The sequence below is a fragment of the Cryobacterium sp. PH31-L1 genome, assembly GCF_030063145.1.
Lineage (GTDB): Bacteria > Actinomycetota > Actinomycetes > Actinomycetales > Microbacteriaceae > Cryobacterium.
Map to the genome: position 1 here is coordinate 31,172 of NZ_JASISM010000001.1, position 26,273 is coordinate 57,444.

The window sequence follows — 26,273 nt, forward strand, 5'->3', positions numbered from 1 at the left end:
AGTGCAAAAAGTGCCCCAATGGACTTCCATTAGGGCACTTTTTGCGCTCTCGCGGGAGAAACGGGGGGTGGTGGTGCCGTCAATAGACTAGGGGAGTGAAATTGGAAACGAGATACACGGTGCGCCGTGCTCGCACCAGCGACGTGCCCGGCATCGAAGCGCTCGTCGAGCCCCTCGTGCAGCAGCGCATTCTGCTCGGCAAGGACCGTGTCGTGTTCTACGAGGCCGTGCAAGAATTTCGGGTGGCCGTGGACTCGTCCGGCACGCTGATCGGCTGCGGCGCACTGCACGTCATGTGGGAGGACCTCGGCGAAGTGCGCACTCTCGCGGTCGACGCCGCGTGGCTCGGCCGCGGGATCGGCTACACCATGATGCAGCGCCTCGAAGCGGATGCCCGCGACCTCGGCCTCAGCCGCCTGTTCTGCCTCACTTTCGAGGTGGGCTTCTTTACCCGCAACGGGTTCAGCGATATGGGCACCGAAACCGTAGATCCGGCCGTGTACGCCGAGCTCGTGCGCTCGCCCGACGAGGGCGTCGCCGAGTTCCTCGACTTGGCCCGGGTGAAGCCGAACACGCTCGGCAACACCCGCATGGTGAAGCGCCTGAACTAACGAATGTGGGCGCGATCGGCCCGATCACGGCTTAAAGCGCTGCTCATAGGAGCAAAATACGCGGAGTTAACCCCCCGGACACGGGCCGTCGCTAGGCTGCGAACTATTGCACCTGCAGGCCGTGGGCCGGGGGAACTTTCGACAAGCACGACCTCGGGCGCAATGACACCTGCATCATTCTATGAATGAGGAGATCCATGTCATCCGCCGTACGCAGCCGTTCCAGGCTGGTTTTCGCCACACTTCTTGGGGTGAGCCTCGCGGCTGCCCCGATCATCGCCGTACCGGCCAACGCCAACACTGTCGGCACCGGGGTAATCATCAACGAGGCCTACCTGAACGGGGGAAGTTCGGGCGCAACCTACCTAAATAAGTTCGTCGAGCTCTACAACCCCAGCGACGCCGATGTGTCGCTCGACGGCACCTCCATCCAGTACCGTTCCTCGGGCGGAACCTCGAACCCGACCGGCGTCGTCGCCCTGACTGGCACTATTGCTGCCGGCGGCTACTACCTCGTGCAGGGCAGTTCGAACGCGGCCAACGGCGCTGCGCTGCCGGCACCGGATGCTTCTTTCGGCACCTCTTTCGCCGCTGGCTCCGGAACGATCTTCTTCGCCAACCAGTCGACGGCACTCACAACTCCAGCCACCGGTTCGCTGACCAGCCAGGCCGAGATTCTGGATCTGATCGGCTACGGCAGCTCGAACACCTTTGAGGGAACGGCCGCCACCGCGGCATCCGTGACCGCGTCGGTCAACCGCACAGCATATGTGGACACCGACGTCAACGCCGCCGACTTCACCGCGTCAACTCCGACGCCGACCAACGCCGCCGGAGACACGGGCACACCGGTCGAACCCGAGCCAGACCCCGACCCGACCCCAGTCCCCGACGAAGTGACCGCGATCGACGCGATTCAGGGAACGACCGACAGGAGCCCGCTCGCCGGAACAGTCGTGAAGACCTCGGGCGTCGTCACAGCGGCCTACCCGACCGGAGGTTTCGACGGGTTCTACCTGCAGACCGCCGGAACCGGCGGCGAGCTGAACTCTGCCAGCCACACCGCCTCGCAGGGAGTATTCGCGTACTCCAGCACGGCCACCGCCAACGTTCAGATCGGCGATCATGTGCAGGTAGTCGGAACGGTCGTGGAATTCTTCGGAATGACCGAGGTCACCTTCGGCACCGCCGCCGACGTCACTCAGCTCTCCACCACTGACGTGGTCGCCCCGACCCCGGTCGCTGTGGCCTTGCCAGCCAGCGCCGAACAGCGCGAAAGCCTCGAGGGTATGCTGCTCGCCCCGCAGGGTGACTTCACCGTCACCAACAACTACACGACCAACCGGTACGCCGAGATCGGCCTCGCCGCCGGTACGACGCCGCTGGTGAACCCGAGTGTGACGGCGCTGCCCGGCTCGGCCGAATATGCAACGGCCCTCGCCGAGAATGCCGGCCGAGCCGTCACCCTCGATGACGGCGCAACGACGAACTACCTGGCTACCGCGAACCAAGGCAGCCCGATTCCGTACCTGTCGACCAGCGCACCGGTGCGCATCGCCGCAGCGGTGTCCTTCCTGTCGCCGGTCATTTTCGACTTCCGCAATGACGTCTGGAAGTTTCAGCCAACGACGGCACTCGTGTCGTCCAATGCAGCGACGGTGCAGCCGGCGACCTTCGCCGATACTCGCACGACTGCGCCGGAGGACGTGGGCGGTGACATCCGCTTGGCGAGTTTCAATGTGCTGAACTACTTCTCGACCACGGGGGACTCGCTCGACGGCTGTAACTACTACAACGACCGGGCCGGAGTGCCGACCACGGTGAGCGGTGGTTGCGACGCCCGCGGCGCCGCAACCCAGATCAGTTTCGAACGCCAGCAAGCCAAGATCGTCTCGGCGATCAACTCCCTCGACGCCGACGTGGTGTCGCTCGAGGAGATCGAGAACTCTGCAGCATTTGGAAAGGACCGCGACGACGCCCTCGCCAACCTGACCGCGGCGCTCAACGCGGCTGCCGGCACCGACGTGTGGGCTTTCGTCGCTTCGCCGGCGGCGCTTCCCACCAGCGAAGACGTGATTCGCACGGCGTTCATCTACAAGCCCGCCGCTGTTGAAACGGTGGGGGAATCGGTCATTCTCACCGAATCCGGCGCCTTCAATGGCCGCGCACGTGAGCCACTCGCCCAAGCATTCCAGCTGGTCGGGGACGACGAGTCGAGCTTTCTCGCCATCGTGAACCACTTCAAGTCGAAGGGATCCGGCACCGGGGACGACGCTGACCAGGGCGACGGTCAGGGCGCTTCCAACCCGACCCGCGTCGAGCAGGCCACCGCGCTCGTGGCCTTCGCCGACCAAGTCAAAGCCGATTCCGGCATCGATCGGGTCTTTCTCACCGGCGATTTCAACGCCTACGACCTTGAAGACCCCATCCAGGTGTTGCTCGAAGCCGGCTACATCAATCAGGGCAACAAGAGTGGCGAGTACACCTACGCGTTCGGCGGTACGGTCGGCTCGCTCGACCACGTCTTCGCCTCTCCCGAAGCGGATGTCACGGTCCACGCCGTCGACGTCTGGAACATCAACTCGGTCGAGTCCGTCGCCCTCGAATACAGCCGATACAACAACAACGTGACCGACTTCTACGTTGCAGACGCGTACCGTTCCTCGGACCACGACCCGGTCGTACTCGGACTGAACCTGTCAGTGCCCACGTCCGTGAAACTCAACCTGCTCAACATTAATGACTTCCACGGACGTATCGACGCCAATACCGTCAAGTTCGCCGGAACCATTGAGCAGCTGCGAGCCGAGTACGGCGACGCGAACTCGCTGTTCCTCTCGGACGGCGACAATATCGGCGCCTCGCTCTTCGCCTCGTCTTCGCAGCTGGACCAGCCAACGATTGATGTGCTGAATGCACTCAACCTCGCGGCATCTGGCGTGGGAAACCACGAATTCGACCAGGGGTTCAGCGACCTCACGGGTCGAGTCGCCGACGCGGCCGACTTCGACTACCTCGGCGCCAACGTCTATAACGTGGGCACTGAGACTCCCGCGATGCAGGAATACGCCATCATCGATGTGGCCGGCGTCCAGGTCGGCGTGATCGGCGCGGTCACTCAGGAAACCCCGGCGCTCGTTTCACCCAATGGAATCGCCAGCCTCAGCTTCGGTGACCCCGTCGCCGCCGTCAACCGTGTTGCCGCCCAGCTCACCGATGGCGACCCGTCGAACGGTGAAGCGGATGTCCTCATCGCCGAGTACCACGAGGGGGCCGGCGCGGGAATCCCCGATGGTGCAACCCTTGAGCAGGAGCTCGCCGCGGGTGGCGCCTTCGCCGCCATCGTGAATAACACGTCGGCGGAGGTCGACGCGATCTTCACCGGTCACACGCACAAGCAGTACGCCTGGAACGCACAGGTGCCCGGAGCAGCCGACGGCGTGACCCGCCCGGTGCTGCAGACGGGCAGCTACGGCGAGAACATTGGGCAGGTCGTGCTCAGCTACGACATCGCCTCCGGTGACACGACCACGGTGAAAAACCGCAACGTGGCCCGCACCACTACAGCCGACACCGACCTCGTGGCCGCCTACCCGCGCGCAGCCGAGGTGCAGACCATCACGAACGCCGCACTGGCCGAGGCCGCGATCCAGGGCAACGTGCCGGTGGGATCGGTCACCGGCGACATCACCCGGGCCTGCATCGGCGGTGTGGCTCCGTGCGCCGAAGACCGCATGGCTCCTTCCACGATGGGCACCCTCGTGGCGAACTCGCTGCGCGCATCCCTGTCAGACGCCACGATCGGCGGAGCCGAGATCGGCGTCGTCAACCCCGGCGGCATGCGGTCGGACCTCTCGCTCGCTCCCGACGGCGTCGTGACCTACGCCGAGGCGAACGCGGTGTTGCCGTTCCTGAACAACCTGTGGACCACGAGCCTCACCGGCGCGCAGTTCAAGACCGTTCTCGAGGAGCAGTGGCAGACGAACGCCGACGGCACGATTCCGAGCCGTCCGTTTCTGCAGCTCGGTCTGAGCGACAACGTGAACTACACCTTCGATGCCAGCCGCGCAGCGGGTGAGCGCGTGACGGGCATCTGGATCGACGGCGCACAGATCGACCCGGCGCAGTCCTACCGCATCGGTTCGTTCAACTTCCTGCTCACCGGTGGTGACAACTTCCGCGAATTCAAGAATGGAACCGACACGCGGGACTCCGGTCTCGTCGACCGGGACGCCTGGATCTCCTATATCCAGGGCAACAGCCCGCTGTCACCGTCGTTCAAGGCCAACCAGGCCTCGATCACCGGCGAACCGACCGGCGCTGTGACCCCGGGTGGCACCGTCACCTTCACGGTCGGCAGCCTCAACCTCACTTCCCTCGGTGCTCCGAAGAACACGCAGCTCGCGCTGACCTGGTCGGGCTCCGACGTGGGGTCGGCATCCGTTGACTCGACTGGTACGGCCATTGTCACCGTCACCGTGCCGGCGGATGCCGTGGAGAACAGCATGCTCGAGATGACCGCAGCGGAGTCTGGCACGATCGTGCGGCTCGCCGTGGCGGTTGCCGTGAGTGCAGAACCGGGGAACGCGCCAACCGCGGCCCCCGAGAAGGAACTGAGCAAGAAGCTCAAAAACGTGGTCGACACCGACAAGAACTCTTACAGGGCCGGTGACACGGTTGTTGTCGAAGTCGGCACGAAGCACGCCGGCGAGTACGTGTCGGTGTGGTCATACTCCAACAAGAAGGCCGACAACCTGGGGGGCTGGTTGCTTGTAAGCGCCGAGGGAATCGTGAGTGTCCCGCTTGCCGATGACATCAAGCATGGAAAGTACAGCGTGTCCGCGCAAAACGCGGGCGGCGACGTGATCGGCTGGTCCGACGTGAGGATCGACAAGGCAAGGAAGGCGCCCCAGCCGCCCAAGCACGGGCACCACTAAGTCGCCGGAACCGGAGCGCCCGCTCGCAATCATTCGGTTGCGGGCGGGTCATTCCGGCAGCAATTACCGCCGACACGCACACCATTACCGAGTTCTGCCACTGAACTTCAATAACCTTGGGGCATGTCGACGATCAAGCAACCGGTCGGCCGCCAGTCCAGCAAGGTGTACCGGCGCCGGCGTTTCGTAGTGGGGCTCGGCCTGCTCGCCGTGCTCGTCATTCTGTTTCTCATCATCGTGCAACCGGGCGTGAGCAAGGGCGACGGGGACTCCCCGAAAACGCCCGCGGCCGACACGACCGAGTCGGCCACGCCGACGGATGCCGCCACCACCATCCCCGAGGTGGCCACCGCCGTCGACGGCGCGGCCTGCGACCCGTCCGCGGTGCAGGTCGCGGCCGTCACGGACGCTACCAACTATGCCTCCGGCGTTCTGCCGCAGCTGTCGCTGAGCCTGACCAATATCGGAACCACCGACTGTGTGATCAACGCCGGCAATGCCAAGCAGGTTTTCACCGTGATGAGCGGGCAGGACGTCTACTGGACCTCCACCGACTGCCAGACCAACCCGATCGATAGCCAGGTCACCCTCAAACCCGGTGTGGTCATGCCGCTGGCGACACCGATCACCTGGGATCGCACCCGCTCGTCCGTCGACACCTGCCAGGCCGAAACCCGCACCGCGGTTCCGGCCGGCGGAGCTTCGTACTACCTGCACGTGACCGTGGACGGCATCGAGGCGGCCGACCCGGCCCTGATGATCCTGAACTAAGGCCAGTCGGTCGACCGGCTGGCACGTGGCTCGGTGTCCAATTCAGCAGATCCGTTCTGCGCGGCGCGGGGGCGAGCGGGCATCCGTTCGCTCGTGGCGTGCGCTGCCAGCTGGGCGTCTGGAGCCTCGCCTGATTGAATGAATGGGTGACCGATACGACTGCCAACACCCGTTCCGAGGCGCTCGCCGCCGCACTGGCAGCGCAAGACGTCGTCGCCGTCGCCTATGCGCTGCGCAATGACTACATGATCGTGCCGCAACTCGTGGTCAACGGCGAGGCGGCCCAGGTGCGCGTGTTCGGCCGCGAAGGCTCAGACAAGCGGATGCTGCTGCTCTTCTCCGCCGCGGAGAACTACGTGCGCGTGGTTCCCGACGACGTGGACCCGCAGGTCATGGTCTGCGACGGCAAGTGGCTGCGGGAGTTTCTCACCGTGCACGCCTCGACCCTGGAGATGGTCTTCTTCGACATTGCCGGACCCAACGTGATGCAGGCCGCCCCGGCCGACCTGCTGAAGGCCCTGAGCCCTGAGCTCGGCCACAGCGACGCCGACTAAGCGAACGGCACGCCGGGAACGTCCCGCGGAGCAGCTGAGCCCGCTGCGGCGGCCGGGGCTAGAAGGCCCGATCGAGTTCGGCGTCGCGCGGTTTGCGGGTGGTGCCGAGTGCCAGGGCGACCGCCGCGTGGATCGACCCGCAGGCGGCGTCAATCTGGGTCGTGAAGCCGAGGCGCACGGCCTCGTTCACTCGCTGCTTCGACATGAGTGCTCCGCGTACCTCGCCGGCCAGGCTGATCTCGCCGAAGGCGACCACATTGTGCGCCACGGCGAGCCCGGTGAACGCTGAAGCGATGGCCAGCGCGATCGCCAGGTCGGCGGCCGGTTCACTCAAACGGATGCCGCCAACCGTCGACACGTACACATCCTTGGTGGAGAGGTTCATTCCCGCGCGCTCCTGCAAAACCGCGAGCAGCATGGCGACGCGGGCGGAGTCCACGCCGCTCGTGACCCGGCGGGGATTCGGTGCCTGGGTGTCGGTGACGAGCGCCTGCACCTCGACCGGCATCGCCCGACGGCCTTCCAACGCGACGGTCACGCACGTGCCGTCGACCGGTTCGGTGGCCCGGCTCAGGAACAGCCCGCTGGGGTCGGGCACTTCGGCGATACCGTCGCCGGTCATCTCGAAGCAGCCGACCTCGTCGGTAGGCCCGAACCGGTTCTTCAGCGCCCGAATGAACCGCAGCGAGGTCTGCCGGTCACCCTCGAACTGGCAGACCACGTCGACCAGGTGCTCGAGCACCCGCGGACCGGCGATCGAACCGTCTTTGGTGACGTGACCGACGAGCAGCACCGGCAGACCGCGATCTTTGGCGACCCGAATCAGAGTGGATGCGACCTCCCGCACCTGGCTGGGCATGCCCGGCGAACCGTCGGAGAGCGCACTCGACACGGTTTGCACCGAGTCGATGATGATGAGGTCGGGCTTGACCGCGTCGATCTGCCCGAGAATGACTCCGAGATCGGTTTCGGCAGCAATGTATAGCTCGGGTTCGAGCGCGTTGGTGCGTTCGGCGCGCAGGCGCACCTGGCTCACCGACTCTTCGGCGCTGACATAGAGCACGCGGCTCTTCGCTGCCGCTGCCTTGGATGCGACTTCGAGCAGCAGTGTGGACTTGCCGACGCCGGGCTCACCGCTGAGCAGGATCACCGAGCCGGGCACGATCCCGCCGCCGAGCACACGGTCGAATTCGTTGATGCCGGTCGGCCAGTGAGCGGCGGCATCCGTTTCAACGTGGGTGATGGGGCGTGCGATGCCGTCGTCGTCGAGCGTGATGGCCTTGAGTTTGCGGGTGAGGCCGGCCGTCTGGCCGGCATCGATGACGGTGCCCCACTGCTGGCATTCGCCGCAGCGGCCCGCCCATTTCAGGGTGGTCCAGCCGCACTCGGAGCAGCGGAAAGAGGAGACTGATTTTGCCATGTTTTGAGCCTAGTTGGGGCCACCGACAGTGAGCTCTGCGGCAGCAATCGACAGCCCGAACCGGCCGTTGCGGTCGCAGAACGTCAGGCCCGACCGTATCTGAACAGAACGCACCCGCAGGGGGGAGAAAGAGGGACAGTGGCCGACCTATGTGTCAGCACCCAGTCTTTGAGGGGGCTGAGTGACGAATTGACCATTGTCGGGCAGGAATTCAACAATGCGAACACGCGAAGTGACACGATTGCGGCGGCCGTTGGGCATTCCGGGCTGGCCGACGCTGTGACGGACTTTGCTCACGGTTGGGACGACCGTCGTTCCGAGATGGTCGGCTCGATTGCGTTTCTCGCAGAAGGCGCGGCTGGCTGCGCGGACACCTTTGAGGAAGTCGACAACCAACTGGCGAAGTCGATTGAAGTTCCGACCGCGATTGCGGCGACGTCCACGGGGAGCGTGGCGCAATGAGGCCGATCGACTGGACACCGGTCAACTTGGGCTCCGACCCGGTTCCGGGGGGAACCGGGGATCGTGCAGAGCGGCGGGTTGTCCTATCTGGAGGTGGCCGACGCGATCCTGAGTGCTGAGCGGCGCCTGCGCAACCTCGACGCCGGGGGCAGCGTGGTCTCGGAGGCGGTCGAAGCGCTGCAGGAGACCGCGAACTCGGTCGCCGACAATCTTTTGCAGGCCGCGCGGCGCTACCGAGCCGTTGGTCAGGCGTTGCTCGACTATGCGCCCCAGTTGGAATCCGCACAGCAGGAGTCGCAGTCCGCGCTGGAAAGCGCTCGTGTCGCCCAAGAGACGGCAGACGAATCATCGCCGGGGTGGCGCTGTCCTTCATCGGTATGGGGGCAGTGGTGAAAGTTGTCGGACGCGTGCTCATGGCAGAGAAAGTCACCATGAAGGTGGGGCAGCAGATCACGGTCAAGCAGTCCCTGCGGTTGCGTCCTGTCGATTGGAAACAGTGGGCTGCTGACATGCGCACTCCAGTTACCCCGCCCGTGAATGGGCAGACGATTTGGCGTGCCCATGGTGGCAAGGCCAACGCCACTGGAGGCTCGTGGAGCCCGGTCGATGTGCTGGGGCTGAGTAATCCGCGAATGCAGATGAGCCTTCCCGATGACAACGGTATGAGTCGTGTGGTCGTTGCGCGTCTCGACGACGCCGAGGCCGTGCAGACGGTCCGCCACGGCTTGCCATATGAAGGAAATCTCGGCGGTGCGCCGGAGTATCGCATCCCGTGGGATGCCCAGGGCGGAATTACAGTGCTGAACGACCTGCCGTTCGTTGTTCCATGAGCGTGGGGCGAGGCACGGTTGCGCAGTTGGCGTACCCGTACGACGTGGGGGTGTGGGGCGAGCCGGGCCATTTTGTCGCGCGCGGGCTGCAGGCATCCGCTCGTATCGGTGGCTGGAATCGCGGGGTCTTTCTGCGCAACGCGAGCGTGGATTCCAGCCTCCCCTCGACGTACCTGTTTGCCCAGGCTCGTGCGCGCGCCGTGGCCGATCGTTCCGACCCGGAGAGCTGGATGGTTTCAGCGGCCGTTTACGCGGTTGACGGATCGGAGTCGCCGGCGAACGCTCGTGCGGAAATCATGAGGCAAGGCTCGATCGGGGCGTTAGCCGAGTTGGAATTTGTCGCTGACGCCGCCCGGGCCGGCAAGCTGCAAGCGGATGCTAACCAAATCTACGCTGAACGTCGCACCGCGACGCCGTGGCTCACCGATGCGGCCTATGCCGGCGATTTTGCGGCGGCGCAGTGGGCGCAGGACCTGAGCGGGTCGTTCGGTACTTTTCCCATTAATCTTCTCAAGCGAGACCCCCGTTCCTGCACATGTTCGCGGCGCTCAAAACTCCGCCGGGGTGGCCAAATGCCAGTCTCGTGCTGGCGAATCCGACGCCGATCACAGACCGGTTCGAGTTGTTTCCCGTTGGCGCCCGCGAGAACGAAGTCGACGTGACCGAGGACGCACTGCTTGGCCGTCGCGAGGCGCTGTGCACGGTGCGGATAGGGTCAAAGGAAGAGATTGATGCGGAGAATTTGTCATGACGAATGAGCTGCCGGACGGCATTGTCGTCGCTGCCACGACCGAGGTCGGGTCGGCGCATTTGGCCGTCGCCCTTGAGAATCAGGATGACGAGGCCATCGGTCGAGCGCTGCGCCTCGACTTTGTCGTCGTGCCGTTGCTGCGAAGTACAGCCGGGGCGCTCGAGACCCGGGTGTTCGCCGCCGCGGACGCCCCAGCCGGCGCGCCACGCTTCAACCTCTGTCTGTTCTCCTCGACCGAGACATTCGCAGAATTCATCAGCAACATTTCCGACCGCGAGTTCGCCCTGCAGCGCGGTGCAGCACTCGTACCGTTTCTGATCCAGCATGCCGATTTTCTCAACGCGGTCGTATTTGATCCCGCCCGCACACAATGTCGGCCTCCGTTGCCGACGTGATCGCCGCATTGGAGCCGCAACCCGGGGATGATGAGGCGGCCTGGGTTGCCGGCGATACGCATCCGTCAGAATTCCGAAGCGATGGAAACCCGGCCCTGTCGCGGGTCACCGGCTTCGACTTGCCGCTTTCCGGGGACTTGTTTTCGATCGCTCTCGACGATGCCGCCGCACGAGACGCGAGTGTCAAGCAACTCGTCAATCGCCAGCTGAAGGGGCTGCCGGTGGCGCCGGTGTTGCGACGAGAACTCGCCCGCTGGCTCACCGAAACCTGCATTCGTGCGGCTGCCGGCGGAGCCGAATTCATGGCCTACCTGTTGCAGCGCAACCGCACCGGGGCGCTCGCGCTGAATGTTGTGTTGTACTGGCAGCACCTCGGGCCGGCCCAGGGAGGCCGCACCCATCTCGACAGTATGGCCAAGCGGCTGAGCGAACGGCTGGCACCCGAGGCGAAACTTCTCAGCGCCCTCACCCAGGCGGGTCCACTCGTGAGGCACAGCAGGGTCACGAGCGCGTCGGCCGACGTGGGCACGCCAGACCTTCCGCTTCTCATCGTTGACTACTGGATTGAGTTTCCCGACCATCGCGGCTTGTGCCTGATCGCTTTTTCCAGCCCGCACGTTGACCTGGCTGACACTGCTCACCTTGATGGACAATATTGTATTGTCGGGGTCATGGGAGCTGGAGACTCCAATGGGGAACGCCGATTCTGTCGCTGCGCAGGAGTGAGCGAGTTAGGTTGCTGCCACTCCCTGATGCGCTGACACCCGCGCGGCATCCGCGCTGATCGCTGGCAGGAATGCCTCGGCCCAGGAACGGTAGCCGCGGTCGTTGGGGTGAAACAAGTCTTTGGCGACGTGGGTCAGGATGCTGCGGAAGCCGGCCCGTTTGGTGGTCGAGTGCAGCGGGACCACGGTCAGTTCGTGTTCGTCGGCGACGCGTCGAATGATCTCGTTGGCCTCTGCCACCTTGACCTCGTTGTGGGGAAGGTGAAAGCACGGCAGGTCGGCGACGAGAGTGTGCGGCGGCAGCGCGGCGAAAATGGTGCGAATGCCCGCTTCGAAGGGTGTGGGGTTCCACTGGGCGATGTCGTTGGCTCCGATCGCGACCGTCACTAGGTCGGGCTCAAGCTTGGCGAAGCGGGGGAGCTGGTCGCGCACCGCCAAAGTCACCGTCGCACCCGACACGCTGAGGTTCACCACACGCACGGTCTGACCGGTGACCAGCCGCACGTGATCGGCGAGCACGCCGACGTAGCTCCTGTTCGGGCTGGAAGCCCCGATGCCCTGGGCCGCACTGTCGCCGATCGCCACGTAGAGCAACTCGCCCGGGTGCTTGGCGTTGTCGCGCCACCAGGCCGAATGCACCGGCAGAGTTTCGTTGAGAAGGGCCTTCTGCCGTGCGAGGTAGCGGCGAAACCAAGTCGTGCCAAGCACAATACCGGTCGCGAGGACGGCAACTCCGGTAGCGACTAAAGAGCGGATGCTGGGGGTTGATTCGCGCACCCACTGAGGCTACTCCGCGGCATCCGTGTGTCGGCTGCACGTTTGCCGATTCGCATCGAACCCCAGTCTCTACTAGAATCGACGGCGGTACCGTGTCCGAGCGGCCGAAGGTGCGACTCTCGAAAAGTCGTGTGGGGGAGACTCCACCGTGGGTTCAAATCCCACCGGTACCGCCACGAAAAACCCCCTACATCCCAGTGTTTCACTGGGGAGTAGGGGGTTTCGTTTTGCCCGGATGGCCGTTATGCCCACATTTTGCCCGGATATTCGGCCTCGACTCAGTCGCGTGATATAAAAGTTGTGAGTAATCTTCGTTTCAGGTCAGGCTTTCCTGTGATTGGTGCGTCATCCGGTCGCGGTCATTCGTGGAGGACGTGTCATGCCTGTTCGTTTATTTTGCTCTACAGGTTAGGGAGTGCGTGCAGGATGACTCGAGTCGGAGGAACGGATGACGCTTTGTCGCGCAAGGTGAAAGACCCGGAGGCATCAACGCGGACGAACGATATGGATTCGGACGCTCAGAAGGACCTGGCCGATAAAAAGTTGATGGAACAGGCCGTCAGCTTGCAAGATGCCATCTTCAACACTGCTACCTTCGCCAGCATTGCCACGGACACCGAGGGCATTATCCAGGTTTTCAATGTGGGCGCGCAGCACCTACTTGGCTACACAGCCAAGGACGTGGTGAATAGAGTTATGCCGGGAGACATGCACGATCCGGAAGAACTAATCGCTCGCGCGGAGGAGTTGAGTGCGGAATTCGGTCGCGAGATTCGACCCGGCTTTGATGCGATGGTGTACAAAGCAAGTCGGGGAATCGAGGATATTTACGAGTTGATGAGCATCCGCAAGGACGGAAGCCGCTTTCCCTCGACAGTGTCGGTGTCGGCGCTTCGAAACAGCGACGAAGAAACTATCGGCTATTTGCTCATCAACACGGACAATACGGCACGCGATGAGGCAGCGGCCTCGCAGTCGGCGCTCGACCAACGACTGCGTGACCAACAGTTTTATACTCGATCGCTCATCGAATCCAACATTGAAGCTCTCATGATGACCGACACTCATGGAATGATTTCCGACGTTAATCAGCAAATGATCGAGCTGACGGGGCGAACGCGAGACGAGCTTGTTGGCGCCCCGTGCCGCAATTTCTTCACCGATCCCGGCCGGGCAGACAACGCCATTAAACGCGCACTGACCGAAAAAAGAGTCAACGACTACGAACTCACCGTGCGAGCCCGGGACGGTGCCGAAACCGACGTGTCGTACAACGCCGCCACTTTTTACGATCGGGAGCGGGTCGTTCAGGGAGTTTTCGCTTCGGCCCGCGATATCACCGAACGCAAACGCATCGAGCGCGCTCTCCAGAAAACCAACAGTGATTCGGAACGAGCTAGTCGTTTGAAGAGCGAATTTCTCGCCACGATGTCCCACGAACTTCGTACCCCGCTAAACGCCATCATTGGCTTTTCCGAAGCTCTTAAAGACGGACACGTCGGGGATCTGACCGAGTCGCAACAGGAGTACATCGGCGATATCTACTCCAGTGGACAGCACCTCCTCGACCTGATCAACGACATCCTCGATCTTTCCAAGGTCGAAGCGGGAATGATGGACATTGAACTGGAACCCGTCGATGTGCACTCCCTGCTGGATGCGAGCTTAACGATCGTTCGCGAGGAGGCTGTGGCTCATGATCTCACCCTCACCTTCGACGGCACGGATAGCCTTGGGACTCCACTGCTCGACCGTCGTAAGACTAATCAGATCGTGTACAACCTGCTCTCCAACGCGGTGAAATTCACCCCCGACCACGGGACGGTCACGCTGTCGGCGAAGCGCGTCGCCCGACCGAGGGTCGGCAAGATCGTCGGTAAACGGCCGGTGCATGATTTTCCCCTGCCGCACAGTGATGTCGACCAATTTTTGCAAATTCGCGTCGACGACTCGGGCATTGGGATCTCCGCCGAAAACATGTCGAAACTCTTTCTCGCTTTCAGTCAACTCGACAGCACCCTGGGGAGAAAATTCGAGGGAACCGGCCTTGGGCTGGCCACGGTGAAGCAGATCGTGGAGCTTCAAGGCGGCGCCGTCGCCGTCGCTAGCGAGGAGGGAGCAGGATCCAGCTTCGCCGTGTGGATCCCACTCGGCCCGACCGACAGTGAAGCTCCGGCCTGGTCCGATCCGAACTCGAAAATCGAGAAAACCGCCACAGCGCCCCGGGGCACGGATACTTCCGCCTCGGTACAGGCTTCGACCGATTCCAGCATCCTGCCGGGTGCAGGGGAGAACAGCCCGACGGTGGCCAAAGTTGTGGCGACGGAGCGCGCAGCTCTGGACGATGCAAGCGACGAGGACGGCGCGGCTTCGGACTAATTCACCGCCAGTGCTATCGATCCGGCAGACGGGACAGCGGCGAAGAAGGGCTGACAATTGCCATCCAAGTCGGACTGCTCGTGCGAGCGCTCGTGCGGCACCGCGGCGGCCTTGTGCTGATCGCGAGCGTGGCTGTGATCCTAACCGTGGGTGTGGCGTTGTTAGTGTCGGTCCCACTGATCGATTGGCGTCCTGATCCTCCAGCGGCGACCGTCACCCCGGACTATCGCCCCTGCTACAGCGGCAGTGGCGATTGCATCGGCGGCTGAGCGTCGCTGCCTATGCGTTTTGATCAGAAAAGACTGGTCGCGCTGATCCACGACACGTTGTAGGTAGCGGGTGTGTTGCATACGGTGACGGGACTTTCCAGCGCGATGGTCCGCGATGAATCCCAATTGGGCGGACTCACGTAGGCCACATCGGCGACGGCGGTTTCACAGTCGTAGGCTCCGGCATTGGTGAAGTGGATGGTGCTGTAGGCAGACGCCCCAGGAGCAAGTGGCACCACTTCTATCAGCCCGCTGTCTGCTGCGCGCTTGCCGAGGACCGCCGCCGTAGCGCTGTCTGCGAGGTTGAAGATGGAAGGCGGTCCCTCGACCAGACAGGTGTCGCTGCTGGTGTTAGTAAACGTGATCTCGGAGTAGAACGAACCTGCTCCGCTGGCCATCGGCTGTGCGGCGATCGAGATATCGAGGCTGTTCCCGTCACATTCAGCGGCTCCGGCGGACTCGGACTCCGCCGGACCAGGCGTTTCTGGCGAAGGGAAAGCCGACGGGGAAGCCGAAGGCTGACCGGTACTAGAGGGCGAAGGGGGCGGAGTCGCTGCCGCACCGCTCATCTGGCCAGAGCAGCCCGTCAAGAAGAAGATGACGGTTAGTCCAGCGCAGAGTGCAGAAGTTTTCTTCAAAATTTCCCCCGGTTGTCGTGGTGTCCATTGATGCATGTACCTGCGCTCTGCGACTAGGGACGATGAGGTCAAGTGGTACGAGCAAAATCGCACCCCTGCGCGCGGATGCACGCCTCTCACAGTCGCAGACGCTATCCACGACCACCGTAACGTGTCTCGGAACCTTAGTGGCCCATATAACCCATGGTTAAAAGACGGCCAGAGCCTCGAATTTGTATGCAGTAAGACGCATGCGGGATTTCCTTACGGGCAGGGTTAACGCGATAAATTTGCTCAGGCGTGCTGCGGCGCCCAGCCTCGGCGCGGCTATTCCCGTTGGAGGTGCGGCTAACGGTGCAGAAGCTTTCGTCTCATCACTGGTCGGGTTGGATAGGTGCGCCCGATCTCGGTGAACCCGGCTCGCTGGAACATGGCAAGTGTTCCAGTGAAGATCGCTGATGGCGACGGGGTGCTGGCGGGACCGCAGGTGTCGACGGGGTGGCCTTCGAGTGTGGAGGCACCATGCTGCGCTGCCCAGTCCACTGCGGCGTCGAGCAGCGCAGCTCCGATGCCCTTCCCTCGGTATTCGCGGCGCACTACAAAGCAGGACACCCACCACGCGTCGGGATCGTCGTCAAGGATCCTGGCGAGTGCGCGGTTCTCGATGATTCCCGGCAGCGTCGAGCGCGGTACGACGCGCGTCCAGCCGACGACGTCGTCGTTGAGGTAGGCCACCAACCCGATCGGGACCTCGGCTTCCTGCACTTCACGTCTTAGCGCGCTCCGATTGTCGGGCTCCTCGTGCCGAAGAAATCGTTGGCACCAGCATGAGTTTGGGTCTTTCCTTCGAGGTCCGAAGACGTGCCCCAGTCGTGGCCACTGCTCAGCAGTCGCTGGCACCACGCGCACGGCGGTCTGGTCGAATCCTTCCCCGGCGTCGAAGTCCACGTCTGTCCTCTGCTTTAAGGTTTTCCTTATGACGCTAGACCTCGATGAGCACGGCCGCTCAAAGCCACCCCTGGACGGCAACGAATGGGAAACCTTAACCGGGTTCCTCGACTACCAGCGAGCGACTTTCGCATGGAAGAGCGCCAACCTCACGGCCGCTCAACTCTCGCACCGCCTGCCTCCGAGCAACATGACTCTCGCCGGGCTGATGAAGCACTTGGCCTACGTGGAGGACGACTGGTTCGGGCGATGGCTCCATGACGAGCCACGCCGAGAGCCCTGGGCCTCGGTGGACTGGGAAGCAGAACCGGATTGGGAGTGGGAGTCTGCCCGAGCAGACACCCCAGCCGAAGCGCGCATCCTGGCTCACCTCGACAACACACCCACAAGCAGCGCCGCACTAACCAGGGGGACGGACAAATCATCATGACCAGCAATATTCGCGACGCACATGACCGCGAAACCGAGAACGAGAAGTGGCTGGAAGGCCTGACCGTCGAGCTGCGCCTGCTCGACGTGAACGGAACGCGGAACGACGACGCCGTGGCGACCGCACGCGAGTTTCTGGCCGACTCCGGGGCCCAAGCGGAAGAATCTTTCGGCAGCGCCCATTACTACGCCGCGGAGCTGAGGCTTCCGGCAACTGCAGATGTCACAAAAGGGGTGTGGGGTGCCACCCTGCGCAGCGGTCTCGGCCTGCTCGGGCTGATGGCGCTCGTAGAGACGGTCGTTCCGCTCAGGCATCAAACAGACGTGACGTTCGGGCTCGGGGTGGTTCTGATTACGATCGCAGTGCTCGCGATTATTGCGTTCCTGCCACGACTCCTTCCCACCATCATCGTGCGGATAGTTTCGCACGGGAAAGTCAGAGCGTTCATCGAGGGGGCGGCAGTTGGGCTTGTCACTACGCTGGTTTTTGTGCTGATATCCCTGTGGTCAGCGGACCGGATCGTGTTCAGCGTTCCCGCGCTACCGGTCTTCATCGCGGCGATCGTGCTACTCATCGCCCCACCTCTCTGGGCCCAGTTCCACCACTGCTATAAGGCTGACCCCATCGTGCCACCCGGTTCCGCGCCGGCCGACACGCCACGGATATCTATCGGCATCCGGCTATTTCTGGTCATCACCAACTGGCTGCTCGTCATCATGAGTGTCATCCTCTGCGCCCTGGAGCTGTTCATGGACACCCTGGCTCGCTGAACCCGGCGGGGGTGTCCCTAAACAACACGGAATCGTGTGATCTCAACTCGCTACAGGCCGAGGCGGGTGCAACGTCAGAGTCCAAGGTGTGTCCAACCAGACCGGTCGAGCGCTGCGTGTGCCACAAGCGTCGTGGTCGTGATGCGGCGATGCACCCACCACGCCGCCATCATCCCGTAAGCCGTTCGGCTTACGGGACGCCATAGGTGGAGGGTAAGGCATTGTTCAAGCGGGCCGGAAGCGCCTACGCTTCTTTCGTCGCCATTCAACTGGCAGCTCGCGGCCTACGACGCAGTACTCCGAGTCGAGGTCTCTGCAACTTCGGATACCTACTCCGCCGCAGATGATCCCTACGCTGTCTGTGGCGATGGGAATTGGTGGCCCCTGCGACCATGAGTCCGATGAGGAACTTTTGTTCAACACCGCTCGGACCCTATTTGGGGAGCGTGTTCTGCGGAAGCGGGGAGCTGGAGAGCCACGCTGATCCGGAGCGAGATCCATTCGCTGCCGAAAATGTGCTCCGGGAGAACATGCCAAGTAGATTTACACGTGCCGTCGACGATTAAAATTTCGGCCTGTTTTTTTACACGTTTAGCGAATGTGCGCCTAGAGGTCTTCAATGGGTAGCAGTTCATCCATGATGGGAACGATCTCGACCCGCTGGTCGAGCCCACTACCAGTTCGAAGCAATTCATCCATTTGCTGATGGAAACGGCCGCACGGGTCGCATCCTCAATCTTCTGTTCCTCATGCAGGCGGGGCTGTTTCAGTACCCGGTCCTCCATTCCAACCCGGCTCAAAGGATTGAACAACCGCGTAATCATGCGGATCTCAGGTACCGCCACTAAAAACCCCTTACATCCCAGTGTTTCACTGGGGAGTAAGGGGTTTCGTTTTGCTCGGTACGAGACTGGGACCAAGAGGCCTTGGGTGCGGAAGGCGTTGGAGTAGTCCGGGACGGATTACGGCCCGACCAGCGTCCGCCCTTGGGAGGAGCCCGACGCGCCGATGTCGTGCTGGTTTGGCCCCGTTGCGATCGGTTGGACGGCGACCCAGCTGAAGCGCTCCGACGTCATCACGACCTCTGATGTTCCTGCCACGAGGGCGGTGATCGCGGCGTCCAGGGCCGTGAGATCGTCAGCGGAAAGGTCTTCGGCTAGACGAGCCCGGCTCAGAGTGAGCTGCAAGGCCAGGTAGCGAGAGCCGTCGGTGTTGCGGGCGGATGCCGTGAATGTGGACGCATGACGCTCGACCGGGGCGAACCCGGCCTCGGCCAGGGCGATCGTCCAGTCGGCGGTAACGGGGTAGCCGTGAGCGGCGAGCGCCCCGACGATGCGCTCGCCGAGGCCGGCTCGGCCGGTACCAAGGTCGACTGGGTTGTACTTCGTCACCCCGGCTACCTCTGTGGCGACGAGTACGCCGCCGAGTCGCAGGGTTTCAAACGTCTGGGTCAGAACGCGGGCGGGGTCGGTCACATGGTGAAGTGACAGCGCGGCCCACGCGTGGTCGGCCTCGTGGGGCAGCACGGCGGGCCAATCGTGGTGCGAGTGGTTCTCGGGAGTGTGGGTCGGTGTCATGCCCCGCACTCCATCGAGGCGTACGAGGGACCCGTGGAAATACTGACGATCTTCGACCACGACGGGGAGCGGGCGCACTTATCGGGCCACCGGCATCCGCAATGAGTCTGCCTTCGGGTCTGCAGGGGCAGGGTCAGCTGATCGGCCGCACGGTCAGGATCTGCTCGCCGCGGCCCACCGGACCGGACTCATCGTGGAGCACGCTGCTCGTGAGGCCGTGGCCGGCCGGCCCGAAGGTGACGGTGGTCTCCAGCCCCACCCATGTGCCGGTCGGCTGCCGGTGAAAGTGGATGGTGAGGTCGAGGTTGGGGTACGCCCAGTCCAGCGGCGACTGGCGAACGGCGATTCCGTTGGCGGTGTCCACTAGGGCGATGAAAGCTGCATGCGAGCTGATTGCCTCGCCCGCGACGAGTGCCACGTCGGTGCGAAGCCACGCGCTCGTTTCCCCGGGTAACGGAGGTGCGACGGCTCTCATCTCCAGGGAGGCGACGTACCCTCCCGGCCAGGTGTCGGTCATCGACCACGGGGTCGCGGTGTCGGGTGCGGGTAGGGAGACCGATCCGCCACCAGCGACGGCGGCGGTGTCGGCGGTCGTGATGAACCAGGCGCGAGCGAGGACGGCCGGTCGGCCGGCGATGATCACCGTCGCCTCGATGAGCTCGATGGTGCGACCGGGACGGATCGTCTCGACCCGGACCTCACAGTCTTCGGCGGCGAGGAAGCCCAGAATGTCGAAGCTGATGCGCCCGAGCTCCTTGCCGTTGGCGCCACCCGCCTTGGCTGCTCGGTGCAGGTCGATGGCGTGCACGATCAGGCCGCCGAGCGGGCTGAAGTGGATCTCGTCGGCCTGCCATGCGCCGCCGGCATGCTCGGTCGGCCGGTAGCGGCCGGGCGCGATCGGCTCGAAGTAGGCATCCGCTCGAGGGTGTGCTTCGGGCATACGGCTTCTCCTTTGTCAGACGCGGGCGTTGCCATCCACCATAGGTGTGATTGAGCGCGGAGACTCAGCCCGGGTCGCCCGAACAGGCCGGACGACCCGGGGAAGTGACTAAGAATTCTGCGCGAACGTGGCGTCGACGTAGTCGGTTTCGGGGATCGGGTCGGTGTAGACGATCGCCCCGAGTTCCATCCACATGCGTTCCATCGCGGCGAGCTGCTCCGGCAGCGGCGCGAGGTCGGGCAGCCAGCGGTATAGCGGTACAGCGGCCACCTGCTCGGCGGTCTGGCCGGTCGCGGCACCAATAATGGAAAGGTTCTCGTCGGTGTACCGGTCGTCGCCCTGCAGATCCTGCGCTCCGTGCGTGAGCGCGGTGAAGAACTTTTGGGCAAGATCAGAAGACGCGAATTCTCCGCCATAGAGAACGCCGGTGCCGGACGTCCCGGCGGGGGTGCTCCACAGGTTCACCGCGGTTCCGTCTTCAACGGGCATCGTCCAGAACGGTCCGGAGGCGAACGCGGCGTCAATACTGCCGTTGGCCAGTGCAGTGGGCATGTCCGGGTTACCCAGCGCCACCAGTTCCACGTCGGTGATCGAGAGCCCGACTTCTTCCAGGGCCATGCCTACGTAGAACGCTCCGGTTCCGCCAGCGCCGCCGGCGACGGCAACCTTGCGCCCCTTCAGATCGGAAATGCCGCTGATCGTACCGTCATCGACAAGTGCCTTCGACGCGATAAGCGCCGACGGCGGCTCTTCTTCGGCTCCGGCGGAGACACCCATCGAGCCGACGACCTTCACGTCGAGGCCGGTTTCGACCGCGCTGAACATTCCGGCCGAGAAGCCGGCGACCACGACGTCGAGTTTGCCGCTAGCAGCGAGAGGCACGGCGTCCTGCCCGGACTTGATCGCCTCGAGCTTCAGCTCGATGCCCTCGTCAGCAAAGTAGCCCTTGGCATCGGCCACGTACAACGGGGAGAAGATGGAGAGCTGAACGTGCCCCACGTTCACTGTTTCCAGGCCGTCGGTGGCGGCGGGAGCATCCGTTGCGGCGCACCCTGACAGGGCTAACGCGACGAGCGACATTGCTGCGACGATTTTCAATTTCTTCACTTTTTCGATTCCTTCTTCTTGGGGCTGTTCGAGTTGCGCCATGGCAGGACCACCCGTTCCAGCACGATAATGAGCCCGGTGACGAGCGCGCCGATGACCGAGACGACGATCAGGCCGACGAACATCGTGGCCGGCTGAAACAGCTGCCACGAGTTCCAGATGAGGTAGCCGAGGCCGTTGTTGGAGGCCACGAATTCCACCGCGGTGACGACGATCACCGACATGCCGGCGGCGACGCGCAGACCGGTCATGATGGCCGGTGCAGCGGCGGGCAGCAGTACGTTCACAAACAAGCGGATGCCCGTGGCCTTGTAGGCGCGCGCCGATTCCAGAATGCGGGCGTCGATCTGCATGATGCCGGCCAGGGTGTTGATCTGCACGACGAAGAACACCGAGATAGCCACGGCGAGAATCTTCGGGGTTTCGGTGAGGCCGAAAATGAGCAGCAGCAGCGGCAGGATGGCGATCTTCGGCAGCGCGTACAGCGCGGTGAAGGTGGGGCTGAGGGCCGCGCGAATCGGCCGCACGACACCCATGATGAGCCCGGCGAACACACCGAGAATGGAGCCGGCGATAAAGCCGAACGCGAGGCGGCCGACAGTGGCCCAGATGTGCACGAAGAGGGAACCGTCCGCCACCATCTCGGCGCCACGTTCGCCGATCGCACTGGGCGGACTGAACAGGCGCGCGTCGAGCACTCCCGTGGCCGCGGCGAGTTCCCACAGGGCGAGCAACACGATCGGCGTGAGAATGGCCAAACCGAGGTCGCGGGCGCGCAGCCGCTGCTCACGTTTGAATTCCTGGTCGATGGCCTGGTCGAGTTCGGTGAGGCGGCGGGCGACGCCCTCTGTGACGGTCATTTGAAGCTCATTGAGGCTTGAACCTCATCGCGCAGCGATTCCCAGATGTCCTGTTTCATGCGTGCAAACTCTGGGCTCGCTTCCATGGCGACGCTGCGCGGTCGATCGAACGGCACGTCGATGATTTCTTTTACCCGGCCAGGCCTGGCCGACATCACGACGATCTGGTCGCCGAGCAGCAGTGCCTCTTCAATCGAATGGGTGACCAGCACCACGGTCTTGCGCTCGACTTCCCACAGGCGAACGAGTTGTTCCTGCATGAGGATGCGGGTTTGGGCGTCGAGAGCGCCGAGCGGCTCGTCCATCAGCAGCGACGGCGATCCGGTCGCGAACGCCCGAGCGATGGCGATTCGCTGGCGCATCCCGCCGGAGAGCTGGTGTGGGTAGGCATCTTCGAAGCCGGTCAGGCCGACCTCGGCGATCCAGTTGCGGGCTTCGCTTTCGCGTTCTTTCTTCGGCACCGACGCCATCTTCTGGCCGAACGCCACATTCTCGAGCACGTTGAACCAGGGAAACACTCCGTGCTCCTGAAAGACGAAGGCCGAGCGCGGCACCCGGGTCTGCTCGAAGTTGATCTGCACGTCACCCGACGTGGCCGTCTCGAGGTCTCCCAGAATGCGCAGCAGAGTGGACTTGCCGCATCCGCTTGGCCCAACAATGCAGGTGAATGAGCCCTTTTTCAGATTAAGGTTGATATCGCTCAGGGCGTGCACCTGCCCTGCACCACCAAAAACTTTGGAGAGGTGGCGTACGACAAAGGCATCTTTGCCCACGGTGTCGGTCATTTCTGTTCCTGTCTGTGTAACAAATCCCGAGGTCAAGGGCGTGGGGAATGGCCGCCGAAGCATGGTGGTTGCGGCGAGCTGAAAATGCCCCGATGTAGGCGCGATCCCAGTCGGAAGCCAGGAGCGACGGGTCTGTGTCACTGGCAGCGAACATCCGTTCGGCGAAACGTTCGGAATCGTCCTCGGGTCTAAAGCCTATTGCAGCGCCGCCTTCCGCGCTGAGATACCCCCGGGTGTTCGCCGAAACACCCCAAATGGTTCGGAACCCGGGGCTGGGAACCTGTAGGCATGCGTCGAACAGGCGCGCGGCGTCGGCTGGGGAGAGCCAGGTGGAGAGCGTGCGTTCACCGGTCGGTTCAGCGAAACGGGACGCGATCCGCAGGCAGATTACGTCGAGCCCGAACCGGTCGTGATACAGGCTGCCGAGCGCTTCCACGGCAGCCTTCGAGACGCCGTATAAGGTATTCGGGCGAACCCGCACGTCGTCGGGCACAAGCGAGCCATCGGTCGGCACCGGCACAAAACCAGCAGAGTGGATGCTGCTGGCCAGCACGACCCGCCGGATTCCGAGTTGCTCGGCCACTTCCAGAACCGCCTGAGTGCCATCGATATTGGCCCGCAGAATGTCGGCCCACTCGGCCTCCAGCGGAATTCCGGCCAGGTGAATGACGGCGTCGCAGCCGCGCAGCGCCGTCAGCAGCGCTGCACGATCGTTGACCGGGCATTCCACGAACTCGCAGCCGAACGTGTCAACGGGTGCACGCTGGTCGATGCCCACGATCGTGTGGCCTCGGGCCAGCAGTCCCGGAATAATGTCGGCCGCGAGCGACCCGGCCGCTCCGGTGAGGGCGATTCGTCGACGGGTCATGAGATGAGGGCTCCTTGTTCGTCGAGCAGAGTGCGGGTGCGCGTAATCGTGGGCGTTGCCGGCGGCGGCGACTCCGCAGGCATGCCCGGTTGAGAACGAAGTGCCCATCACCCGCAGCGACGCGTAAGCGCGATTGTCGCTGCTCACCTGACACGAGCTTCGACCTGGCTATTCGCACCTGGGCCACCTGGAACTAGCCGCGCACCCCGCACGTGCAGGCGCTGCTCTCGGTTATGAGAGCGCAGGCGCGCCCGCTCGGATAGGGCGTCAACGCGACCTGAGGTCGCAACCGCGCCCGATGTGGGCGGCGGCTACGGTAACTAACGAACCGGCGCAGCGGCCATTGATTTCGGGCGCGGTCATCTCGCGGATGGTGATAACTCCGCGAGGGGTCCGTTCGGCAGCACGATCCAGCCCTCGCGGCGGGCACGATCGAGCAGGGCCGGTGCCGGCGGTTCGTAGAATCCCAGCGCGGCGCTGCGGGCGGCGAGGGCCGCGATCACGGCGTCGAAGGCATCCGCTGAGGCGATCATGTGCGGGGCGTGCGCGCCGAGTTCGAGCCAGGGTGCGGCATCCTGAATCTGGGCCAAGAGTTGCAAGCGGATGGCTGGATCGGTGCGGTATCCCGTTGTAGAGAACCCCCACAGGCGCAGCGATGCGCCCGGATAGATCTCTGCGACGGCCCCGAAACCGGCCCGGTCGACGGGAATGCCGGCTGCGGCGAGCCGGGAGAGCAGGCCAGCGCAGCGCATGGCGGTGAGCCCAAGCCGGTCGGTGGAGACGCTGAGCGGCCAGCGGCCGGTGATCTTCCGCACCTCGCGGTCGGTCTCACGGTAGGCCAGGGTGCGTCGCCACGCCATTCCGCCGTCGACTCCGGTCAGGTCGCCGCTGGCATGCGCGACCATGAACTGCACGAACTCGTCGGGCCAGCCGAAAGCGCAATCAATGCCGAGCTTCTCAACGGTGCCCGCCGTGCGCACGATGTTCTCGTCGGCGACGCCCAGATGCAGTTCAGTCAGGAACGCCCCGGCGTCAGTCCAGTCGATGACGGCGAGCGCGGTGCCTTTGGGCTCGGCGGCGAGATCCACTCCGGCGGTGCGCATGCGCTCAGCTTACGGTGGACCCGATTCAAGCGGATGCGAGACCGCCGGTCAAGTGGGTTCTTCCTCGTTGGCGACCGTCTCGATCCAGTCGACGTCGTCGTCGCTCAGATAGACGCCGGATTGCTCACTCTCACTATCGGTGGTGACCTCGCCCCCGGCCCTCGTGATCTCGGCCACGAGTTCCGGCGGCACGGCATCTCCGTTGTTCTGCATCAGCCACTCCCGCGTCGACGGAGTCAGCTTGGGCCACCACAGCTCGATATCCATAGGCCGCAGTCTGCCACGCCGGGCGCTGCTGCGCGAGAGCCTGCGGGCATCACATCGCGGCGGCTCCCGGTCGGTAAACTTTGGCTATGTCAGACCAGCACTTCGAGCAGGATGAAACCCTGCGCCTGCCGACCGTTCAATTTCGCGTTGTTCTCGACCTCGGCCCCCGGCTCGCCGCGGCAATAACCCTGCCACCGGAGCTGGCGCATCCCGATCTGTTCGCCGACCGCGACGAGGAGGGCGGGGCGCTCAACCTGTCGATCGATTACGACAGTGGCCAGCTGCACGTGTTGCTCGACGAAGCCGGCCCGAGCTTTCACTTTCACGGCACGATCGACCCGATGGAGAGTCCGTGGCCGGCCGATCAGACCCAGATTCTGCTGGAATGGGCGCTCATGCTGGTGCAGGAGGTCGATGCCCTCGACGACCTGCTCGATTCGATCTATGAGGCCGCCGAGTGGTTCGAGCAGGGGTTCACCCTCTACGTTCCGGAGACCGAACCGACCCAGCTCGAACTGATCGAGGTCGGTATCATCGGGGAGCTGCTCACCCTGCCGTGGCTCGGCTCCGGGCGGGTCGACCACGAGCACATCGACGGTGACAACCATCCAATCGCCCTGCTCTGGAACGTGAACAACGACGACCCTGACGTGCCGATCGCCCGTGCCTGGCTCGACCCGCTGACCGGCGAGCCGCGTACCGCGGCGGAGCCCGGGGTTGACTGGAATGCCGTCGCCATGAGTGAAAGCGAAGTGCTGCAGTGGCTGGTGGGTATCTACACGAACCACCACGTGGCGCCGACGCCGGAAGCACAGATCATGCGCGCGGCGCTCGAGCGCATGGGGGGCATAAGCTGACCCTGCCCGGTCGCTGTACTAGGGTTTCACGCCCTCGGCCAGCGCGCCCGCGGTGTCGAGGGTGAGAGTGGTCGTCAGGTGCATCCGGGCCAGACCAGCATCGTCGTGGCTGACCACCCCGAGCGCCCCGCGCTGGGCGAGCAGGGCGTCGACGAGCTGGTCGACAATTTGCCGATCGAGGTAGGGGGCGCTGAACAGACACACCTGTGCATCGCACCAAATTGCGATTCGATTGCGTAAATCGCAAGTTTAACTTAGTGTGG

Annotated in this window: 28 protein-coding genes and 1 tRNA gene; 16 read left to right on the forward strand and 13 right to left on the reverse strand. The window is 63.7% G+C overall.

All coding sequences use genetic code 11. The features are described from left to right. Nucleotides 1-95: 95 nt before the first annotated feature. From QMF22_RS00175 to QMF22_RS00190, 4 genes are all read left to right on the forward strand, one after another. Nucleotides 96-611, forward strand: a complete 516-nt coding sequence (locus QMF22_RS00175; RefSeq protein ID WP_283449074.1) for an amino-acid N-acetyltransferase — start codon at nt 96-98, stop codon at nt 609-611. 197 nt (nt 612-808) lie between these two features. Continuing rightward, on the forward strand, nt 809-5,548 hold the full coding sequence (locus QMF22_RS00180) for an ExeM/NucH family extracellular endonuclease (protein WP_283449076.1): 4,740 nt from the start codon (nt 809-811) through the stop codon (nt 5,546-5,548). Between the two features lie 123 nt (nt 5,549-5,671). Next, a complete protein-coding gene (locus tag QMF22_RS00185; RefSeq protein WP_283449079.1) occupies nt 5,672-6,319 on the forward strand; it encodes a hypothetical protein in 648 nt (215 codons plus the stop codon). 146 nt (nt 6,320-6,465) lie between these two features. Continuing rightward, entirely contained in the window at nt 6,466-6,873 is a 408-nt protein-coding gene (locus QMF22_RS00190; RefSeq protein ID WP_283449081.1) for a dehydrogenase, read from the forward strand. Between the two features lie 58 nt (nt 6,874-6,931). On the opposite strand, the gene radA is transcribed toward QMF22_RS00190, so the two are convergent. After that, nucleotides 6,932-8,293 carry a DNA repair protein RadA gene (gene radA / locus QMF22_RS00195; protein ID WP_283449084.1) on the reverse strand — a complete coding sequence of 454 codons (1,362 nt, stop codon included), beginning with the start codon at nt 8,291-8,293 and terminating at the stop codon, nt 6,932-6,934. A gap of 189 nt (nt 8,294-8,482) precedes the next feature. On the opposite strand from radA, the gene QMF22_RS00200 reads away from it, so the two are divergent. The 6 genes from QMF22_RS00200 (at nt 8,483) to QMF22_RS00225 (ending at nt 11,492) form a co-directional block, all read left to right on the forward strand. Beyond that, nucleotides 8,483-8,755, forward strand: a complete 273-nt coding sequence (locus tag QMF22_RS00200; protein ID WP_283449087.1) for a hypothetical protein — start codon at nt 8,483-8,485, stop codon at nt 8,753-8,755. A gap of 78 nt (nt 8,756-8,833) precedes the next feature. After that, nucleotides 8,834-9,148, forward strand: coding sequence for a hypothetical protein (locus tag QMF22_RS00205; protein ID WP_283449089.1), 315 nt, complete (start codon nt 8,834-8,836; stop codon nt 9,146-9,148). Next, the gene (locus tag QMF22_RS00210) at nt 9,112-9,585 is read left to right on the forward strand and encodes a hypothetical protein (protein WP_283449091.1); all 474 of its coding nucleotides are present in this window, start codon (nt 9,112-9,114) and stop codon (nt 9,583-9,585) included. Before QMF22_RS00205 ends, QMF22_RS00210 begins: the two co-directional genes overlap by 37 nt. 535 nt (nt 9,586-10,120) lie before the next feature. Continuing rightward, entirely contained in the window at nt 10,121-10,336 is a 216-nt protein-coding gene (locus tag QMF22_RS00215; RefSeq protein WP_283449093.1) for a hypothetical protein, read from the forward strand. Next, complete coding sequence (locus tag QMF22_RS00220; RefSeq protein ID WP_283449095.1) at nt 10,333-10,731, forward strand: hypothetical protein; 399 nt, start codon at nt 10,333-10,335, stop codon at nt 10,729-10,731. Before QMF22_RS00215 ends, QMF22_RS00220 begins: the two co-directional genes overlap by 4 nt. After that, complete coding sequence (locus tag QMF22_RS00225) at nt 10,707-11,492, forward strand: hypothetical protein (RefSeq protein WP_283449097.1); 786 nt, start codon at nt 10,707-10,709, stop codon at nt 11,490-11,492. Before QMF22_RS00220 ends, QMF22_RS00225 begins: the two co-directional genes overlap by 25 nt. Here QMF22_RS00225 and QMF22_RS00230 read toward each other — a convergent pair. Then, a complete protein-coding gene (locus QMF22_RS00230; RefSeq protein WP_283449099.1) occupies nt 11,463-12,233 on the reverse strand; it encodes an SGNH/GDSL hydrolase family protein in 771 nt (256 codons plus the stop codon). The two genes, QMF22_RS00225 and QMF22_RS00230, sit on opposite strands and share 30 nt — an antisense overlap. A gap of 86 nt (nt 12,234-12,319) precedes the next feature. Between QMF22_RS00230 and QMF22_RS00235 the strand changes: the two genes are divergently transcribed. Further along, nucleotides 12,320-12,409, forward strand: a tRNA-Ser gene (locus tag QMF22_RS00235). A gap of 280 nt (nt 12,410-12,689) precedes the next feature. Continuing rightward, nucleotides 12,690-14,612: a PAS domain-containing sensor histidine kinase gene (locus QMF22_RS00240; protein WP_283449101.1), complete on the forward strand. Its 1,923-nt coding sequence runs from the start codon at nt 12,690-12,692 to the stop codon at nt 14,610-14,612. 292 nt (nt 14,613-14,904) lie between these two features. Here QMF22_RS00240 and QMF22_RS00245 read toward each other — a convergent pair whose 3' ends face one another. After that, the gene (locus QMF22_RS00245) at nt 14,905-15,555 is read right to left on the reverse strand and encodes a DUF4232 domain-containing protein (RefSeq protein ID WP_349357056.1); all 651 of its coding nucleotides are present in this window, start codon (nt 15,553-15,555) and stop codon (nt 14,905-14,907) included. 291 nt (nt 15,556-15,846) lie between these two features. Next, nucleotides 15,847-16,263 (reverse strand): GNAT family N-acetyltransferase, encoded by a 417-nt coding sequence (locus tag QMF22_RS00250; protein ID WP_349357057.1) that lies wholly within the window; start codon nt 16,261-16,263, stop codon nt 15,847-15,849. A gap of 211 nt (nt 16,264-16,474) precedes the next feature. Here QMF22_RS00250 and QMF22_RS00255 point away from each other — a divergent pair, with 211 nt between their 5' ends. From QMF22_RS00255 to QMF22_RS00265, 3 genes are all read left to right on the forward strand, one after another. Further along, complete coding sequence (locus QMF22_RS00255; protein ID WP_283449104.1) at nt 16,475-16,876, forward strand: mycothiol transferase; 402 nt, start codon at nt 16,475-16,477, stop codon at nt 16,874-16,876. After that, entirely contained in the window at nt 16,873-17,646 is a 774-nt protein-coding gene (locus QMF22_RS00260) for a hypothetical protein (RefSeq protein ID WP_283449107.1), read from the forward strand. Before QMF22_RS00255 ends, QMF22_RS00260 begins: the two co-directional genes overlap by 4 nt. 689 nt (nt 17,647-18,335) lie before the next feature. Beyond that, nucleotides 18,336-18,494, forward strand: coding sequence for a Fic family protein (locus QMF22_RS00265; protein WP_283450713.1), 159 nt, complete (start codon nt 18,336-18,338; stop codon nt 18,492-18,494). Nucleotides 18,495-18,608: 114 nt separating this feature from the next. Here the strand turns inward: QMF22_RS00265 and QMF22_RS00270 are convergent, their stop codons facing one another. The 8 genes from QMF22_RS00270 to QMF22_RS00305 all read right to left on the reverse strand — a co-directional run bounded on the left by QMF22_RS00270 (nt 18,609) and on the right by QMF22_RS00305 (nt 25,153). Next, entirely contained in the window at nt 18,609-19,223 is a 615-nt protein-coding gene (locus QMF22_RS00270) for a class I SAM-dependent methyltransferase (RefSeq protein WP_283449109.1), read from the reverse strand. Nucleotides 19,224-19,356: 133 nt separating this feature from the next. Continuing rightward, the gene (locus QMF22_RS00275) at nt 19,357-20,163 is read right to left on the reverse strand and encodes a thioesterase family protein (RefSeq protein WP_283449111.1); all 807 of its coding nucleotides are present in this window, start codon (nt 20,161-20,163) and stop codon (nt 19,357-19,359) included. 108 nt (nt 20,164-20,271) lie between these two features. After that, nucleotides 20,272-21,270 (reverse strand): ABC transporter substrate-binding protein, encoded by a 999-nt coding sequence (locus QMF22_RS00280; protein ID WP_283449113.1) that lies wholly within the window; start codon nt 21,268-21,270, stop codon nt 20,272-20,274. Continuing rightward, nucleotides 21,267-22,130, reverse strand: coding sequence for an ABC transporter permease (locus QMF22_RS00285; RefSeq protein WP_283449115.1), 864 nt, complete (start codon nt 22,128-22,130; stop codon nt 21,267-21,269). The genes QMF22_RS00280 and QMF22_RS00285 overlap by 4 nt, the downstream gene beginning before the upstream one ends. Next, nucleotides 22,127-22,915, reverse strand: a complete 789-nt coding sequence (locus tag QMF22_RS00290) for an ABC transporter ATP-binding protein (protein ID WP_283449117.1) — start codon at nt 22,913-22,915, stop codon at nt 22,127-22,129. The genes QMF22_RS00285 and QMF22_RS00290 overlap by 4 nt, the downstream gene beginning before the upstream one ends. After that, a complete protein-coding gene (locus tag QMF22_RS00295; protein WP_349357071.1) occupies nt 22,815-23,891 on the reverse strand; it encodes an NAD-dependent epimerase/dehydratase family protein in 1,077 nt (358 codons plus the stop codon). The genes QMF22_RS00290 and QMF22_RS00295 overlap by 101 nt, the downstream gene beginning before the upstream one ends. Nucleotides 23,892-24,142: 251 nt before the next feature. Beyond that, nucleotides 24,143-24,886, reverse strand: coding sequence for a DUF429 domain-containing protein (locus tag QMF22_RS00300; RefSeq protein ID WP_283449121.1), 744 nt, complete (start codon nt 24,884-24,886; stop codon nt 24,143-24,145). A gap of 48 nt (nt 24,887-24,934) precedes the next feature. Next, nucleotides 24,935-25,153, reverse strand: coding sequence for a hypothetical protein (locus tag QMF22_RS00305; RefSeq protein ID WP_283449123.1), 219 nt, complete (start codon nt 25,151-25,153; stop codon nt 24,935-24,937). Nucleotides 25,154-25,239: 86 nt separating this feature from the next. Here QMF22_RS00305 and QMF22_RS00310 point away from each other — a divergent pair, with 86 nt between their 5' ends. Further along, nucleotides 25,240-26,010, forward strand: coding sequence for a hypothetical protein (locus QMF22_RS00310; RefSeq protein ID WP_283449125.1), 771 nt, complete (start codon nt 25,240-25,242; stop codon nt 26,008-26,010). A gap of 18 nt (nt 26,011-26,028) precedes the next feature. Here the strand turns inward: QMF22_RS00310 and QMF22_RS00315 are convergent, their stop codons facing one another. Continuing rightward, on the reverse strand, nt 26,029-26,214 hold the full coding sequence (locus tag QMF22_RS00315) for a hypothetical protein (RefSeq protein ID WP_283449127.1): 186 nt from the start codon (nt 26,212-26,214) through the stop codon (nt 26,029-26,031). Nucleotides 26,215-26,273: the final 59 nt, after the last annotated feature.

What these genes read in the sequence shown, in the direction of transcription:
- QMF22_RS00180 (WP_283449076.1), top strand. Translation starts at nt 809, where the DNA reads ATGTCATCCGCCGTACGCAGCCGTTCCAGGCTGGTTTTCGCCACACTT.
- QMF22_RS00185 (WP_283449079.1), top strand. Translation starts at nt 5,672, where the DNA reads ATGTCGACGATCAAGCAACCGGTCGGCCGCCAGTCCAGCAAGGTGTAC.
- radA (WP_283449084.1), bottom strand. Translation starts at nt 8,293, where the DNA reads ATGGCAAAATCAGTCTCCTCTTTCCGCTGCTCCGAGTGCGGCTGGACC.
- QMF22_RS00215 (WP_283449093.1), top strand. Translation starts at nt 10,121, where the DNA reads ATGTTCGCGGCGCTCAAAACTCCGCCGGGGTGGCCAAATGCCAGTCTC.
- QMF22_RS00220 (WP_283449095.1), top strand. Translation starts at nt 10,333, where the DNA reads ATGACGAATGAGCTGCCGGACGGCATTGTCGTCGCTGCCACGACCGAG.
- QMF22_RS00225 (WP_283449097.1), top strand. Translation starts at nt 10,707, where the DNA reads ATGTCGGCCTCCGTTGCCGACGTGATCGCCGCATTGGAGCCGCAACCC.
- QMF22_RS00245 (WP_349357056.1), bottom strand. Translation starts at nt 15,555, where the DNA reads ATGCATCAATGGACACCACGACAACCGGGGGAAATTTTGAAGAAAACT.
- QMF22_RS00255 (WP_283449104.1), top strand. Translation starts at nt 16,475, where the DNA reads ATGACGCTAGACCTCGATGAGCACGGCCGCTCAAAGCCACCCCTGGAC.
- QMF22_RS00260 (WP_283449107.1), top strand. Translation starts at nt 16,873, where the DNA reads ATGACCAGCAATATTCGCGACGCACATGACCGCGAAACCGAGAACGAG.
- QMF22_RS00270 (WP_283449109.1), bottom strand. Translation starts at nt 19,223, where the DNA reads ATGACACCGACCCACACTCCCGAGAACCACTCGCACCACGATTGGCCC.
- QMF22_RS00275 (WP_283449111.1), bottom strand. Translation starts at nt 20,163, where the DNA reads ATGCCCGAAGCACACCCTCGAGCGGATGCCTACTTCGAGCCGATCGCG.
- QMF22_RS00285 (WP_283449115.1), bottom strand. Translation starts at nt 22,130, where the DNA reads ATGACCGTCACAGAGGGCGTCGCCCGCCGCCTCACCGAACTCGACCAG.
- QMF22_RS00290 (WP_283449117.1), bottom strand. Translation starts at nt 22,915, where the DNA reads ATGACCGACACCGTGGGCAAAGATGCCTTTGTCGTACGCCACCTCTCC.
- QMF22_RS00295 (WP_349357071.1), bottom strand. Translation starts at nt 23,891, where the DNA reads ATGGGCACTTCGTTCTCAACCGGGCATGCCTGCGGAGTCGCCGCCGCC.
- QMF22_RS00300 (WP_283449121.1), bottom strand. Translation starts at nt 24,886, where the DNA reads ATGCGCACCGCCGGAGTGGATCTCGCCGCCGAGCCCAAAGGCACCGCG.
- QMF22_RS00305 (WP_283449123.1), bottom strand. Translation starts at nt 25,153, where the DNA reads ATGGATATCGAGCTGTGGTGGCCCAAGCTGACTCCGTCGACGCGGGAG.
- QMF22_RS00310 (WP_283449125.1), top strand. Translation starts at nt 25,240, where the DNA reads ATGTCAGACCAGCACTTCGAGCAGGATGAAACCCTGCGCCTGCCGACC.